General features: G+C 44.1%; 9 protein-coding genes and 1 riboswitch. Of the genes, 6 read left to right on the plus strand and 3 right to left on the minus strand.

The genetic code is table 11. The annotated features are described in order from the left end of the window. Positions 1-109: 109 nt before the first annotated feature. Entirely contained in the window at positions 110-667 is a 558-nt protein-coding gene (locus tag AB6E78_RS21575; protein WP_017061342.1) for a single-stranded DNA-binding protein, read from the minus strand. Positions 668-945: 278 nt separating this feature from the next. Between AB6E78_RS21575 and AB6E78_RS21580 the strand changes: the two genes are divergently transcribed. From AB6E78_RS21580 to AB6E78_RS21595, 4 genes are all read left to right on the plus strand, one after another. Continuing rightward, positions 946-1,593 (plus strand): LuxR C-terminal-related transcriptional regulator, encoded by a 648-nt coding sequence (locus AB6E78_RS21580; protein ID WP_029235092.1) that lies wholly within the window; start codon positions 946-948, stop codon positions 1,591-1,593. Positions 1,594-1,750: 157 nt separating this feature from the next. Next, positions 1,751-2,623, plus strand: a complete 873-nt coding sequence (gene galU / locus AB6E78_RS21585) for a UTP--glucose-1-phosphate uridylyltransferase GalU (protein ID WP_017061340.1) — start codon at positions 1,751-1,753, stop codon at positions 2,621-2,623. A 149-nt stretch (positions 2,624-2,772) separates the two neighbouring features. Further along, complete coding sequence (uvrA, locus tag AB6E78_RS21590) at positions 2,773-5,604, plus strand: excinuclease ABC subunit UvrA (protein WP_017061339.1); 2,832 nt, start codon at positions 2,773-2,775, stop codon at positions 5,602-5,604. A gap of 96 nt (positions 5,605-5,700) precedes the next feature. Then, the gene (locus AB6E78_RS21595; RefSeq protein ID WP_017061338.1) at positions 5,701-7,464 is read left to right on the plus strand and encodes a PglL family O-oligosaccharyltransferase; all 1,764 of its coding nucleotides are present in this window, start codon (positions 5,701-5,703) and stop codon (positions 7,462-7,464) included. A gap of 112 nt (positions 7,465-7,576) precedes the next feature. On the opposite strand, the gene AB6E78_RS21600 is transcribed toward AB6E78_RS21595, so the two are convergent. Next, the gene (locus AB6E78_RS21600) at positions 7,577-8,716 is read right to left on the minus strand and encodes an alanine--glyoxylate aminotransferase family protein (RefSeq protein ID WP_102332733.1); all 1,140 of its coding nucleotides are present in this window, start codon (positions 8,714-8,716) and stop codon (positions 7,577-7,579) included. A gap of 176 nt (positions 8,717-8,892) precedes the next feature. Further along, positions 8,893-9,070, plus strand: a riboswitch (Lysine riboswitch). Positions 9,071-9,178: 108 nt separating this feature from the next. Here AB6E78_RS21600 and lysC point away from each other — a divergent pair. Continuing rightward, positions 9,179-10,546, plus strand: a complete 1,368-nt coding sequence (gene lysC, locus AB6E78_RS21605) for a lysine-sensitive aspartokinase 3 (RefSeq protein WP_136979354.1) — start codon at positions 9,179-9,181, stop codon at positions 10,544-10,546. A 114-nt stretch (positions 10,547-10,660) separates the two neighbouring features. Here the strand turns inward: lysC and metH are convergent, their stop codons facing one another. Next, a complete protein-coding gene (metH, locus tag AB6E78_RS21610; protein WP_372134201.1) occupies positions 10,661-14,338 on the minus strand; it encodes a methionine synthase in 3,678 nt (1,225 codons plus the stop codon). Between the two features lie 169 nt (positions 14,339-14,507). Here metH and AB6E78_RS21615 point away from each other — a divergent pair, with 169 nt between their 5' ends. After that, the gene (locus AB6E78_RS21615; protein WP_017061334.1) at positions 14,508-15,788 is read left to right on the plus strand and encodes a sodium:proton antiporter; all 1,281 of its coding nucleotides are present in this window, start codon (positions 14,508-14,510) and stop codon (positions 15,786-15,788) included. Positions 15,789-16,667 lie beyond the last annotated feature (879 nt).

Here is a 16,667-nt window from a genome sequence, read left to right on the forward strand (position 1 = left end):
TTTGGACATAAAAAGACCCCCAATAATTGGTGTCCAACTATTGGGGGTCAGTTCAGAACGCGGCTTTTTCCAATTTAATACTGTCTTTATAATATATTAAAAACAAGATCTAAAATGGGATGTCATCATCAAAATCCATTGGCGGCTCATTATATTGAGGTTGAGCCTGCTGAGGAGCTTGTTGAGGTGCTTTTGGCTGCTGTTGAGCGGGAGCACTGTATTGTTGTTGCTGTTGTTGCGGCTGCTGTGGCTGACCCCAACCACCTTGCTGTTGGTTGTTACCCATGCCACCTTGAGCAGGAGCACCACCTTGAGCACGGCCGCCAAGCATTTGCATTACACCATTGAAGCCTTGAACAACCACTTCAGTTGTGTAGCGATCTTGACCGCTTTGATCTTGCCATTTACGTGTTTGAAGTTGACCTTCAATGTAAACTTGAGAACCTTTACGTAGGTACTCACCAGCAACTTCCGCAAGCTTGCCAAACAGAGCAACACGGTGCCATTCTGTTTTTTCACGCTGCTCGCCAGTTGCTTTATCACGCCATGACTCTGACGTTGCAATGGTAATGTTCGCTACTGCGCCGCCATTTGGCATGTAACGAATTTCAGGGTCATTACCTAGGTTACCCACTAATATAACTTTGTTAACTCCACGGCTAGCCATGATTTGCTCCGTCTAAATTCATAGTCTCAGAAAATTTTAGCGCACAAGAATAGCATGCTTTTCTGCAGTGATAAATCGCATTCCTATTCTCTCCTCACTACAAAGAATAAAAACGTAACAAATCATGATATTCAGAGCGATGTTGCTTTTTTCTCCACTTACAAACCACTCATTTACTTTGATAATTGATATTCAACGCAAGTCACTATCAAGGCGCTAGAGAAGCTAAAGCCTGCATGACAACGTGGAATCTAATCCCACTCAAACAGGACGTTTCAATGAGAAAATCAAGATACGCTCGCACTTTACACTTTCTGTGCATCGACCCAAACGATACCTATCTACATGTAAAAGAGATAGAAAAGCATTTATCTATTGTTCTCTACAAAATGACACCCGACGAATTAATGCTAGTTGATAGAAAGCGGAGTAACCGGATCTTGCTCGTCGATTACAGAGAGGTACCACAACTACTGATTATTTGTCCTAACCTGACTGTTATGTGGAAAAATCACGAAATCATTTTATTCAATGTCCCCCAGCAACTTCCAACCTCAGAGCTTCTTACCTATGGGGTACTAAAAGGACTCTTTTACAACACTGAACAAAAGGACAAGATTGCTCGTGGTCTTCAAGAAGTCATTGATGGCGATAACTGGCTGCCAAGGAAGGTAACCAATCAACTGTTGTTTTATTATCGCAATATGGTCAATACCAACACCACACCAACCAATGTTGATTTAACCATTCGTGAGATCCAGGTGATTCGCTGTCTTCAATCCGGGTCTTCAAACACACAAATCGCCGATGACTTGTTTATTAGTGAGTTCACGGTTAAATCTCACCTCTATCAAATATTCCGTAAGCTTGCGGTAAAAAATAGAGTTCAAGCGATAGCATGGGCAAACCAGAACCTGCTTGCATAATCGACCCACCTCTTAGTCTGACGATAATTTTGAGGGAAGCTCTAGTAAACCATGGCTATTGTTGCTGAATTTTCGACATAACTTATGCTAGAGTTGCCCTCAGAAATATCAACCACTCAGGTTGAATCAATAATTATTATAGATAAAGGGTCTTATCATGATCAAAAAGTGCCTTTTCCCGGCAGCTGGCTACGGTACACGTTTTTTACCTGCAACCAAGTCAATGCCTAAAGAAATGATGCCTGTAGTAAACAAGCCTCTGATTGAATACGGTGTAGAGGAAGCTATCGAAGCTGGTATGGATGGAATGTGCATCGTTACTGGACGTGGTAAGCACTCGATCATGGATCACTTTGATAAAAACTACGAGCTTGAGCACCAGATTAGCGGCACCAATAAAGAAGACCTATTGGTTAATATCCGTGAAACGATTGAAGCGGCAAACTTCACCTACATTCGTCAACGTGAGATGAAAGGCCTTGGCCATGCTATTTTAACGGGTCGCGAACTTGTAGGCGATGAACCGTTCGCAGTAGTACTTGCTGATGACCTTTGTGTGAACGAGCAACAAGGCGTGCTAGCTCAGATGGTTGCGCTATACAAACAGTTCCGCTGTTCTATTGTTGCTGTACAAGAAGTTCCAGAAGAAGAGACTCACAAGTACGGTGTTATCTCTGGCGAAATGATCAAAGATGACCTTTTCCGAGTTGATGACATGGTAGAGAAGCCAGAGCAAGGTACAGCACCAAGCAACCTAGCGATCATTGGTCGTTATATTCTGACTCCAGATATCTTTGAATTAATCGAGCAGACAGAACCAGGTAAAGGCGGCGAAATCCAGATCACTGATGCATTGCTAAAACAGGCAAAAGCAGGCTGTGTATTGGCTTACAAATTTAAAGGCCAACGTTTTGACTGTGGTAGTGTTGAAGGCTATATCGAAGCAACAAACTACTGCTTCGAAAACCTATACAAGAAAGACCAGCAGCAAATCGAGCTAGGTAAACACTCGACCAAGAAAGAAGCATAACGACTGGTTAATCACTAACGTTACTGATTTTAGAAAGGGCGACTCTTTGAGTCGCCCTTTTTGTTTACTGTTTTTTTATCCAGTAAAACTTTGCACAAATCTCACTCTATGTAATACTTTAGCCACTTAAAATTACATGGTCTATTGAGATGGATAAAATAGAAATTAGAGGCGCTCGTACGCATAACCTCAAAGACGTCAACCTAACCATTCCACGTGACAAACTGACTGTCATCACCGGATTATCGGGTTCAGGAAAGTCGTCACTTGCGTTTGACACACTCTACGCAGAAGGTCAGCGTCGTTATGTTGAATCTCTGTCTGCTTACGCTCGTCAATTTCTATCTCTTATGGAAAAGCCTGATGTCGACCATATTGAAGGTCTGTCTCCTGCTATCTCAATAGAACAAAAATCGACTTCACATAACCCTCGCTCAACCGTCGGTACCATTACCGAAGTCTATGATTACCTCAGATTATTGTATGCGCGAGTAGGCGAACCTCGCTGTCCAGACCACAACATCCCTCTAGCAGCACAAACCATCAGTCAAATGGTCGATAAGGTCTTAGAACTGCCTGAAGGCTCAAAGATGATGTTGATGGCACCGATTGTCAAAGAGCGCAAAGGTGAGCATGTTAAAACACTGGAAAACTTAGCTGCGCAAGGCTTTATCCGAGCCCGAATTGATGGTGAAACCTGTGATCTATCCGATCCACCAGCCTTAGAACTTCATAAAAAGCACACCATTGAGGTCGTCGTTGATCGATTTAAAGTACGTCCCGATCTACAGCAACGTTTGGCTGAATCGTTCGAGACCACATTAGAGCTCTCTGGCGGTATCGCTGTCGTCGGCTGGATGGACGAAACGGATCAAGAAGAGATCGTATTCTCTGCTAACTTCGCTTGTCCTAAATGTGGTTACAGCATGCAAGAGCTTGAGCCTCGCCTGTTCTCATTTAATAACCCGGCAGGAGCATGTGGTACGTGTGATGGTCTTGGTGTTCAACAGTATTTTGATCCAAGCCGAGTGATTTTAGATGAGAACCTAAGCATTGCTGAAGGTGCGATAAAAGGTTGGGATCAAAAGAACTACTACTATTTCCAGATGCTAACGTCGCTTTCAGAACATTATGGTTTTGATCTGTATGCGCCATTTAATTCTCTACCGAAAAAGACTCAAGAGATCATTCTAAAAGGATCAGGTCGAACTGAAGTGGAATTCAAGTACATCAATGACCGAGGTGATATTCGAGTTAAGCGTCATCCATTCGAGGGCATTTTAAATACCTTAGAGCGCCGTTACCGTGATACTGAATCTAGCGCGGTGCGTGAAGACCTTGCCAAATACATCTCAACCAAGTCGTGTTCTAGCTGTGATGGCACTCGCCTGAGACTAGAAGCTCGCAACGTTTTCATTGGTGATACAACACTTCCGGAAATCGTTGAACTTAGCATTGCTGACGCACTACAATTTTTCCAAGAATTGAAGCTAGACGGTCAACGTGGGCAGATCGCAGATAAAGTGATGAAAGAGATCAATGATCGTCTGCATTTCTTAGTCAACGTTGGTTTGAACTACCTTAACCTATCACGCAGTGCTGAAACGCTGTCTGGTGGTGAGGCGCAACGTATTCGTTTGGCGAGCCAAATCGGTGCCGGTTTAGTTGGCGTTATGTATGTACTTGATGAGCCATCAATTGGTCTCCACCAGCGCGATAATGAACGTCTATTGCAAACCTTAATTCACCTGAGAGACTTAGGTAATACGGTACTTGTTGTGGAACATGACGAAGATGCAATTCGTTGTGCTGACCATGTTATCGATATCGGTCCAGGAGCAGGGGTGCACGGTGGTCACGTGGTGGCAGAAGGTACCATGCAAGACATCATCGAAAACCCGAACTCTTTGACAGGCCAATACCTGAGCGGTGCTAAAGAAATTGCAGTGCCTGAAAAGAGAACGCCTATCGACAAGAAAAAGGTCGTCGAGATCGTTGGCGCAACGGGGAACAACCTAAAGAATGTGACCGCGACAATTCCTGTTGGCTTGTTCAGTTGTATTACGGGCGTATCAGGTTCGGGTAAATCAACGCTTATCAACGATACCTTCTTTAAAGTCGCCCACACTCAATTAAACGGTGCCACAACTGCAGTTCCAGCAAAGCACAAAAAGATTAAAGGGTTAGAACATTTTGATAAGGTAATCGACATAGATCAAAGCCCTATCGGTCGTACACCAAGATCAAACCCTGCGACCTACACAGGGATTTTCACCCCTATTCGTGAACTATTCGCGGGCACTCAGGAATCACGTTCTCGTGGTTACAAGCCAGGTCGATTCAGCTTTAACGTTCGTGGTGGTCGTTGTGAGGCTTGTCAGGGAGACGGCGTAATCAAGGTAGAGATGCACTTCTTACCCGATGTGTATGTGCCTTGTGATGTGTGTAAAGGTAAGCGCTATAACCGTGAGACTCTAGAGGTCCGCTACAAAGGTAAAACCATTGACGAAGTTCTAGAGATGACTGTGGAAGATGCTCGTGAATACTTCAACCCGGTACCTGTTATCGCTCGTAAACTGCAAACTTTAATGGACGTTGGCCTCTCTTACATTCGCTTAGGGCAAGCAGCTACAACCTTATCTGGTGGTGAAGCTCAGCGTGTTAAATTAGCGCGTGAACTGTCTAAACGAGACACGGGAAAAACCTTATACATTCTCGATGAGCCAACAACAGGCCTTCATTTCCACGATATCCAGCAGCTACTGACGGTATTACATAGACTGCGTGATCATGGTAATACAGTTGTCGTGATTGAGCACAACCTAGATGTCGTTAAAACAGCAGACTGGATCCTAGATCTTGGCCCAGAAGGTGGGCAAGGTGGTGGTGAGATTGTTGCAGAGGGTACACCTGAAGATGTGGCGTTAGTCGAAGGTTCACACACTGCTCGCTTCCTTAAGCCTATGTTAAATTTGAAGTAGGTGTAAAATAGCGCCCTGCGGGCAGACAGAAAAATGTTAAAGTAACAGAGCTTGTTTCAGAAGGAACAAGCTCTGTTTTTATAAGGTTAGGGATTTATGGCAACAATACACACTAGCGGTACTCAGCTAGAAAATCAGGTCACTCAGCTACCACTCAACAAAGCATTTCTGGCTTCTTTAGCTGTTGTATTCTTGTTAGCTATGCATTTTTTTATGCCGAATCCTGGTGGTTCGGGCCTTGCTCTATCCTTTAACCCTACCACTTGGCTAGCGCTAAGCTTCACGCTAGCGATTGGCTTTTACCAACTCGCGACCAATCGAGTACTCAAGTATTCCAAATTAACAATTGGCTTGTTGATTAGCTGCATCATACTCACGCTACCCATTTTATACAGCAATGCTGCACCTCAAGGAGCGTCAGGACGCTTGCTTGGATTGTGGGCGGGCTTTGCCTTATTTGTGGTGCTGCAGCAATTTAAGTTCAGCAATAAACACAAGCAACGTATGTTGTGGTTCATTGTACTTGCTGTTGTTATACAAGCACTATTTGGCTATGTGCAATATTTCTTATTAGAACCTGGCAACCTATTTGGCTACAACACTGCTGCAAACCGACCATATGGGATATTTCAACAACCGAATGTAATGGCAAGCTTTCTTGCTACTGGTTTTGTGCTGTCCGCTTACCTTTTAGCAAGGCAGCCGGCTAAATATAACCATAAGATCAGCGAATCATTCCTACTGTATTTAACTCCAACCTTAACCGTGCCCTTGCTGATCATCATTGCATCACGTACCGGATGGTTGGCCGCTGTCATTGGGTTTATCTGCATTCTGCCCTATCTATACAAGTTCTCGACCAAGAAACGCTTCTACGGATGGTGCGCATCAGTGCTCGTCGGTGTCGTCGTCGCTTTTTCGGTGATCAGCCTAAGTGCGACTGATAGCCTCGCTAGCAAGAAAGCGAACCTAGAAAGCCCGCGCGCTTATACGTTCCCGCAAGCTTTAGATATGATGATCGAAAAGCCATTTACAGGTTATGGTTACGGGAAATTTGAGTCTGAATACACGCTATATACAGCTCGCCAACATCAACTCAACTCGAACTATCATCCAGGTCTTCCTTCAATGGATCACCCGCACAATGAGTTCCTGTTTTGGGGAGTTGAAGGGGGGATTGTACCAATCATCGGAATCTTGATTGCTGCAATATTGGTGATGTCACGCATAACAAGTTCAGCAAAGGGAACACGTCTAGCCCTGCTCGCGTTATTTATCCCAATCCTTTTGCACTCTCAACTTGAGTATCCTTTTTACCACTCGGCGATTCACTGGATAACATTCATTATATTGATTTACTGGGTAGATCAGCGCTCTTCCCGACATTATCAACAGTCGTTCAGTATCATCAGCAAGACCCTATTTAGAGTGTTGAGCTTAGTGCTCCCTATTTTGGTCAGTTTTTATATGTTGAGCGCCCTGCACACCAACTATGTACTGACTAAGTTTGAACTGTCTAAGCCGAAAAATCCGGACATTCTTAAGCAGGTAACGAACCCAGTGGTGTGGAAAGATCGCTACGATTGGGATATATACAGCACTTACCTTAATATCGGCCTCTACAAAGCCGACCCGAGCCTTATACAGCCTTACATCGATTGGTCACTGGAAATCATTAAGAGCAAACCAAGACCGGCTTTCTACAGCAATCTGATTCTGGCGTATCAAGGCCTAGGAGAAGAAAGTAAAGCAGAGCAAATTCGTAGCGAAGCGAACTTTTTATTCCCTAACAGAGACTTTTCAAAGGTTCAGTATAAGAAAGTGTCACAAGCAGAAGATAACGTTTCGTCTGCAGAATAATGTTAAGAATTCGCAACGCAAGCTTCACTTAGTAGGCAGTAGGAGCTTGGGGTAGATACAAAAAAGCGCACGATCTCTCGTGCGCTTTTTTTTTTAATTTCAGTTCATGCAGCTACTTCAAAACATCTTTTAGCGCTTTTAGGCACAACGCGACATTCTCTTTACGAGCACCGTAACCCATTAGGCCGATACGCCATGCCTTACCAGCCAAAGAGCCAAGCCCAGCACCGATTTCAAGATTATATTCTTCTAAAAGCTGCGTTCTGATCTTAGCCTCATCAATTCCTTCTGGGAAATAAAGTGCATTAAGCTGCGGCAGGCGGCTCTCTTCATCAACCACAAACTTTAACCCTAGAGCTTCTACGCCTTCTTTAAGCTCTTGGTGCATCGCATGATGACGAGACCACGCATTATCTAAGCCTTCATTTTTCAACAAAACCAGCGACTCATGCAGAGCATAAAGGCTGTTCACGGGTGCGGTATGGTGGTAGCTACGCTTACCTTCTCCACTCCAGTAACCTAATACTAAACTTTGATCCAAAAACCAGCTTTGCACTGGTGCTTTACGGGCTTTCATTTTATCAACCGCACGCTGAGAGAAAGTCACTGGAGATAGCCCTGGCACACAAGACAGACACTTTTGGCTGCCAGAATAAACCGCATCAAGCTGCCACTCATCAACCAGCAATGGCACACCACCTAATGATGTCACTGCATCAACAATCGTTAACGCATCAAACTGACGAGCGACAGCAGAGATAGCTTGAGCATCAGATAACGCTCCGGTTGATGTCTCTGCATGCACAAATGCAACAGCAACGGCATCGGGGTTTTCTGCCAATGCTTGTTCTACCTTTTCAACTGAAACGGGCTTGCCCCATTCGTCATCAACAAGGATGGCTTCGCCACCACAACGCACCACGTTTTCTCGCATACGCTCACCGAAGACACCGTTACGACAAACAATCACCTTTTCACCAGGCTCAATCAAGTTAACAAAACAGGTCTCCATACCTGCACTGCCCGGTGCAGAAACGGCAATCGTAAATTCGTTTTCAGTCTGAAAAGCGTATTTAAGAAGTTGTTTAAGCTCATCCATCATCGCAATAAACAGCGGATCTAGGTGACCTATGGTTGGACGGCTCAAAGCCTGTAGCACTTGAGGTGAGATATCAGAAGGACCAGGCCCCATTAACGTTCGGTGTGGTGGATAAAAGCTATCGATAGCAGTAGTGAGTGTGAAATTAGACATGTACATCCCTTACGTTAATGTTGTGAACAATCCACCCTAAAGCAAATTGATTACCTCAGCAATTAGCCATAAGTATTGAGGTCAAACCACTGTCACATAATTGTTAAAATTATTTTTCAATTATCTCAAGTTACGGATTGACATTGTTACCACAAAAACGTTCAATGAAACGGCTATCTAGCAGAAGAGGAGCACTGCCCAGGCAGATGTTTTGTGGAACCGCATTTCCAATACAAAACATTTATGGGGAGCAGTGCCGAGATAATAAAAGTATGCAGGACCTTTATTATCGGTTGAGCGGGCTGAATCCCGTCAACTGTCGCCATTTCTATATGGTGAAGAGCTTCTGAGGTTACTATTCTAATAATTCCTCTCTTTTTGCTCTAAAACTCTCTTCGAAAAACATCGGACGTTGGATTACCCAACCGTAATTTTATTTTAGGAAGTCGTGGGAGATATATCGTGAGTGCATCTAATGTAGCTGGTTCTTTTAATGTCGCTAAGTTTGGTGGAACAAGTGTTGCCAACTTTGAAGCAATGAGCCGTTGTGCTGCCATTATTGAAAACAACTCAAACACGAAACTGGTCGTGAGTAGTGCATGCTCTGGTGTCACTAACTTGCTGGTTGAACTAGCACATGGTGTTCAAGATAAAGCACGTCGTCAGGAACTAATGGCGCAATTAGCGGACATTCACAACGCAATTCTTGACCAACTCGCAGATCCAATCAGCATCGAAAAAGAAGTCCACAGCATTCTTGATGACATTGCGAGCGCTGCAGAGGCCGCATCATTCCAAACAAGTACTAAACTGACGGATCACCTTGTCGCATGTGGCGAGTTGATGTCGACACACATCTTGGCTCAGATCATCTCTGAACGAGGCACTCCTGCTGTTCGCTTTGATATCAGAGATGTGATGCGTACTAATGATGATTTTGGTAAAGCCGAACCTCAACTAGAAGATATTGCCGCTCTAGCGCAAGAGAAACTGATTCCACTTTGCCAACAACAAGTTGTCGTTACCCAAGGTTTTATCGGCGCTGATAGCGAAGGTAACACCACGACTTTAGGCCGCGGTGGCAGTGATTACTCAGCAGCATTGATTGCCGAATCTGTACAGGCGATTGGTTTAGAAATCTGGACGGATGTTCCGGGTATCTACACCACAGACCCTCGTATTGCACCTAAAGCTTCTCCTATCCCAGAGATCAGCTTCAGTGAAGCATCGGAAATGGCAAACTTTGGTGCGAAGATCTTGCACCCATCAACTCTAGTACCTGCACTACGCCACCAAATACCGGTATTTGTCGGCTCTTCTAAAGCGCCAGAGCTCGGTGGAACTTGGATTCGTCAAGAAGTTGAGAGCTCTCCTCTATTTAGAGCGCTTGCCCTACGCTGCAACCAAACCATGGTTACGCTACGTAGCGCTAATATGTTCCATGCCTATGGCTTTTTGGCAAAGGTATTCGAGATCCTTGCTAAACATAAGATCTCGGTCGATCTTATCACCACTTCAGAGATCAGTGTTTCACTAACACTCGATCAAACCGATACCTCTGGTGGTGCTCCTGAGTTACCTGAAGCCGCTCGCCTTGAGCTTGAAGAGTTGTGTTCCGTGGATATTGAGCACGACCTATGCCTTGTTGCACTGATTGGTAACAACATGAGTGAAAGCAAAGGCTATGCGAAGCAGGTATTCGGCACTCTTGAAGATTTCAACCTACGCATGATTTGTTACGGAGCAAGCCCACACAACCTGTGTTTCTTGCTAGATGAATCTGTTTCTAAGTTGGCGATTCAAAAACTGCACCAAGAATTGTTTGAGTAAAAATGCGTTTATCACCAACAGATAAATAACTAAATCTCAGATACAAAAAGGGTTGCGATTAAGCAACCCTTTCTCTTTTTTACTATACGAATCAAAGCTCGTCGTAGATTCAAACTAGTTAATGTTTGGACCTAACCACTTCTCGGCTTCTAACATGTCCCAACCTTTGCGGTCAGCATAGCTATCCACTTGATCCTGTTGAATCTGTGCAATAGCAAAGTATCTAGCATCAGGGTGTGAGAAATACATACCAGACACTGAGGCACCAGGCCACATCGCGTAGCTTGTCGTTAATGACATATCGATTGCCTTTTCAACGTCCATCAGCTCCCACAACGTACCTTTCTCTGTATGCTCTGGGCAAGCAGGGTAACCTGGAGCTGGACGAATACCTTGGTATTTCTCTCGAATCAAATCGTCGTTAGACAAATTCTCATCTGGCGAGTAACCCCAAATATCCTTTCTCACTTCTTTATGCAGATATTCCGCGAACGCCTCAGCCAATCGGTCAGCAACCGCCTGAATCATAATCGCGTTGTAGTCATCGCCTTTCGCTTTGTATTCATCAGCCAGCTCTCGCTCACCAATACCACCCGTAACCGCAAAGCCACCAATCCAATCCGCTTTACCGCTTTCTTTTGGCGCAATGTAATCAGACAAACAGTAGTTAAAGCCTTTTGGTTTCTCTGTTTGTTGACGAAGATTGTGTAGAACTTTTAGAACTTCGGTACGAGATTCATCGGTATACACCTCAATATCATCACCAACACTGTTCGCTGGGAACATGGCACACATACCACGCGCTTCAAGCAGCTTCTCTTTCTCTACGCGATCCAGTAAATCATTAGCATCTTTGAATAAACGTTTTGCCTCTTCACCCACTTCTTCATGATCAAGGATTGCAGGGTATTTACCAACCAATGACCATGTCATAAAGAATGGAGTCCAATCGATGTACTGACGCAAAGTCGCCACATCAAAATCATTGAAGATGTGAACTCCCGGATTAGCGGGTGCAGGTGGCGTATACGCATCCCAATCGATAGCAACTTTATTGGCACGAGCTCTTTCAAGCGTGACAGGCTTGGTACGAGGTTTCTTACGATTGTGCTGATCTCGAACGCGATCGTAATCGATATCCAGCTTCTCAACGAAAGCGGGTTTCAATTCATCAGAAAGTAGTGAAGTACAAACACCCACTGCACGCGAGGCATTATTTACGTATACAACAGGTTCTGAATAATTCTGCTCAATCTTAACTGCTGTGTGAGCTTTAGATGTGGTTGCGCCGCCAATCAGAAGAGGCAGCTTGAAACCCTGTCTCTCCATTTCTTTAGCAACATGTACCATTTCATCAAGAGACGGTGTAATCAGCCCAGACAGGCCAATAATGTCGACATTCTCTTCTTTCGCTACCTTGAGAATCTTCTCGCAAGAAACCATCACACCTAAGTCGATAATTTCGTAGTTATTACACTGTAAAACCACACCAACGATATTTTTACCGATATCGTGAACGTCACCTTTAACGGTCGCTAACAAAATCTTACCGTTAGTTGCGCCCACTTCTTTGGATGCATTAATGAATGGTTCTAAATGGGCAACCGCCTGTTTCATCACACGCGCAGACTTTACAACCTGTGGTAAGAACATCTTACCTTCACCAAACAGGTCACCAACAACGTTCATTCCGTCCATTAGAGGACCTTCAATCACTTCAATAGGACGAGAGGCATTAACACGAGCTTCTTCGGTATCTTCAACAATAAAGTCGGTGATACCTTTTACCAAAGAGTGCTCCAAACGCTTCTCTACAGGCCAAGTTCGCCACTCTAATGCAGATTTATCTTCAACCTTACCAACAGCACGCTCTAGGTATTCGGTCGCCATATCCAGCAATCTTTCAGTCGAATCATCACGACGGTTTAGTACGACATCTTCAACAGCATCACGCAGATCTTCTGGAACATTATCGTAAATTTCCAACTGACCAGCGTTTACAATGCCCATATCCATACCGTTTTTAAAACAGTGATATAGGAATACCGCGTGAATAGCCTCACGGACGTAGTTATTACCACGGAATGAGAATGAAACATTCGACACACCGCCAGAGATCATCGCATGCGGGAGATCGCGTTTGATGTCTCCTACTGCTTCAATGAAATCAACCGCATAGTTATTATGCTCATCGATACCAGTAGCCACTGCGAAAATATTCGGGTCAAAAATAATATCTTCTGGTGGGAAACCGACTTCATCAACAAGAATGTTGTAGGCATTGGTACAGATTTCGACTTTACGCTCTCGAGTATCAGCCTGCCCGACTTCATCAAACGCCATCACGATGACAGCAGCACCATAACGACGAACTAATTTGGCTTGCTCAACAAACTTCTCTTTGCCTTCTTTTAGAGAGATTGAGTTAACGATGCCTTTGCCTTGAATACACTTTAGGCCAGCTTCGATAACTTCCCACTTAGAAGAATCGACCATAACAGGTACTTTCGAGATTTCAGGTTCTGAAGCACATAGATTCAGGAATTTAACCATACACGCCTCGGCGTCTAGCATCCCTTCATCCATGTTGATATCGATAATTTGAGCACCATTCTCGACTTGCTCTCGAGCTACACTCAAGGCTTCGTCGTAGAGCTCTTCTTTGATAAGGCGCTTAAAGCGTGCAGAGCCGGTAACATTGGTCCGCTCACCTACATTCACGAACAAAGATTCTTTAGCTATCGTCAGTGGCTCTAGTCCCGAAAGACGACAAGAAACTGGTAAGTCTGGCAATTGACGCGGCGTTACACCTTCAACGGCCTCAGCCATTTCACGGATATGCTCTGGAGTAGTACCACAACACCCACCAATTAGGTTCAAGAAGCCACTTTCAGCCCACTCTTTAACATGTTCAGCCATATCCTCAGGAGAAAGGTCATACTCGCCAAATGCATTAGGCAAACCCGCATTAGGGTGAGCAGAAACATTGCACTCTGAGATACGAGACATCTCACCGACATACTCACGCAGTTCATCAGGGCCCAATGCACAGTTCAATCCAAATGAGATTGGTTTTACATGACGAAGGGCGTTGTAGAATGCTTCTGTCGTCTGTCCTGAAAGGGTACGACCTGATGCGTCAGTGATGGTACCGGAAATCATCACTGGAAGAGCAATACCCACCTCTTCAAAAACAGATTCAACGGCAAAGGCACACGCTTTCGCGTTTAACGTATCAAAGATAGTTTCAATAAGAATTAAATCTGAACCGCCCTTAATGAGCGCGCGAGTCGATTCAGAATAGGCTTCAACCAGTTCGTCAAAGCTAACATTACGGTAACCTGGATCGTTTACATCAGGCGAGATAGAACAAGTTCGGTTGGTAGGGCCTAATACACCCGCGACGAAGCGAGGTTTATCTGGGGTCTTTGCAGTCCATTCATCAGCTGCTTCACGAGCAAGCTTGGCAGCAGCAAAGTTAATCTCTTCACTAAGGCTTTCCATATCATAGTCGGCCATAGCGATGGTTGTAGCGTTAAAGGTATTGGTTTCGAGGATGTCAGCCCCAGCTTCCAAATACTCCATATGGATATCTTTGATAAGTTTAGGCTGTGTAAGAACTAAAAGGTCATTGTTGCCCTTCAAGTCACTGTGCCAATCAGCAAAGCGTTCACCACGATAGTCTTGCTCTTCCAATTTATAATCCTGAATCATGGTGCCCATGCCACCATCAATCAGTAAAATTCGTTGCTTCAACAGAGCGTCAATCTTTTGCCTTACATTACTTCCCACGGTACAACCTCATTCCTTTAATTATCCCTCCATCCTATCACACATTAAAAAGGAGTCTAGACGTCTAAAAAAGGAAATTGATTACTGAGTCATGACAAAAAAATGTTTGCTATTTGAGCATGAGACAACGAAAATTCATATTCATACTTTGTTACATGTTGGAATCCCAATGTCGGTCTATTACACCTTATGCTTCTTGTCCGCTGCAGCCATGCTTATTGCTTTCGTGAATACAAAAATTGGTAAAATGCAGACAACCATCGCCATCACAGCTGGCTCAATGATGTTATCTCTATTGATTATCATTGCGGGACAAAATAATTGGTTCCAATTGGCAGACATTGCCTCAGAGACCGTTGCCAGTATCAATTTTGAAGATTTCCTTCTAAAAGGGATATTAGGATTCTTACTATTTGCAGGCGGTTTGGGAATCAAATTACCAAACCTAAAAGACCAGAAATGGGAAATAACAGTACTCGCGTTAGGTGCTACGCTGTTTTCAACATTCTTTATCGGTTTTGTGCTGTACGGGTTTTGCCAGTTCATCGGTATTCAATTTGATCTGATTTACTGCCTACTCTTTGGCTCGCTAATCTCTCCAACCGATCCCATCGCCGTGCTAGCAATAGTAAAAAAACTCGACGCTCCCAGAAGAATCTCTACTCAAATCGAGGGAGAATCTCTATTCAACGATGGTTTTGGCTTAGTTATCTTCGTAACCCTATTTACTATCGCATTCGGCACAGAAGCGCCAACCGTCGGTAGTGTGACCATGCTATTCGTTCAAGAGGCAATTGGCGGCATCGTCTACGGTTTTGTTTTAGGTCTTGTATTCCATTACCTAATCAGCAACACCGACGACCACTCGATGGAGTTGCTATTAACCATCGGCATTCCAACTGCTGGTTATGCGTTTGCTGAAGTTCTACATGTATCAGGACCATTAGCGATGGTGGTCTCAGGTATCATGATTGGTAACTGGACTCGCTTTATCGGATTCTCAAAAGAGAGTGAAGATCACCTAGATCATTTCTGGGAGTTGATAGATGAATTCTTAAACGGCGTATTATTCCTACTAATTGGTATGTCGATGCTGTTATTCAAATTCCACCAAGAAGACTGGATCTTAATGGCGTTCGCAGTCCCTCTAGTATTGAGTGCACGTTACTTGAGTGTTTTCTTGTCTTACATCGGATTTAAACGCTTTAGAACTTACAACCCGTGGTCGATTAAGATTCTAACTTGGGGTGGCTTACGCGGTGGCTTAGCATTAGCCATGGCACTTTCGATCCCTTCAGGTATCTGGGTAATTGAAGACAAAGCAATAGATGTAAAAGAGATAATCCTTGTCATGACATACGCCGTTGTTGTGTTCTCTATTCTAGTTCAAGGCTCAACAATCACTCCTATGATAGAGAAAGCAAAACAAGCAGAGAAAGAGCTAGATTAACACCTAGATAGATCAACCAAAGCCGCCTACTTTAGGTGGCCTTTTTTATACCCAATGAAAGTCAAACTCACCAATTCCCATACTGGAGCTATCGCTGAAAGATATGCGTGGAACATAGAGCTCATATCGATATTTGATACCGCTGATATTTGAGTAATCGAAAGCCTTAATGTGGGTGGACAGAACTCTTTAAGGAGCTTAAGTCATACAGAGAATTAGTTCTTCTGCCCACTCGCTAGTCTACCCAATAACCCACTCTCAAGTTATATAAGCTTCAATCGAAAGGCTTCACCTTTCACCTGGAAACAAAAATAACGGGACTCAACGTCTCGCTAGAATAGCGTTAGTTATTAACAGGACTACGGAGCTAGATGAGTGGTGAACAGAAAGCTTTAGCTTTGAACTAAGTCATTAAATACAGCAAGACTGCACTAAATCAGTGTTCGATAGAGTTAGCTAAAGGAACACATGGTACTTCAAGTGATACTTGTAAAAATGACAGGAATAAAAAGCGCTAGCATTTCTGCCGAGACGTGCAGACTAGAGTCTTAAATATGGCAAGGCTGGAATGAGTAGGCACTCCGGAGATTCGAGCACGCAGGTGAGCTAGGAGCGCCTAGTTATCCCACATTACTTCGTAGAAGCAGCAGATACAAAAAAGCCCCAGTATTTCTGCTGAGGCTTAGTATATGGAAAGGTTGGAGGTTTAGACTCCCAACACGCGCTGTTTTGGTAAGTAGGAGAATCCGCGGCTTTGCTAATGGCGTATATTATACCAATCCGGAAAATTAACTGATCAGGTCAATCCAATCTCTTGTACACATTTTTGTGACGCGATCTTTGCACTCAAGAAATCCATTCCAAGCGCTACAGACCTTC

This window comes from Vibrio sp. 10N.247.310.98 (genome assembly GCF_041467395.1).
GTDB classification, from domain to species: Bacteria; Pseudomonadota; Gammaproteobacteria; order Enterobacterales; family Vibrionaceae; genus Vibrio; species Vibrio crassostreae_C.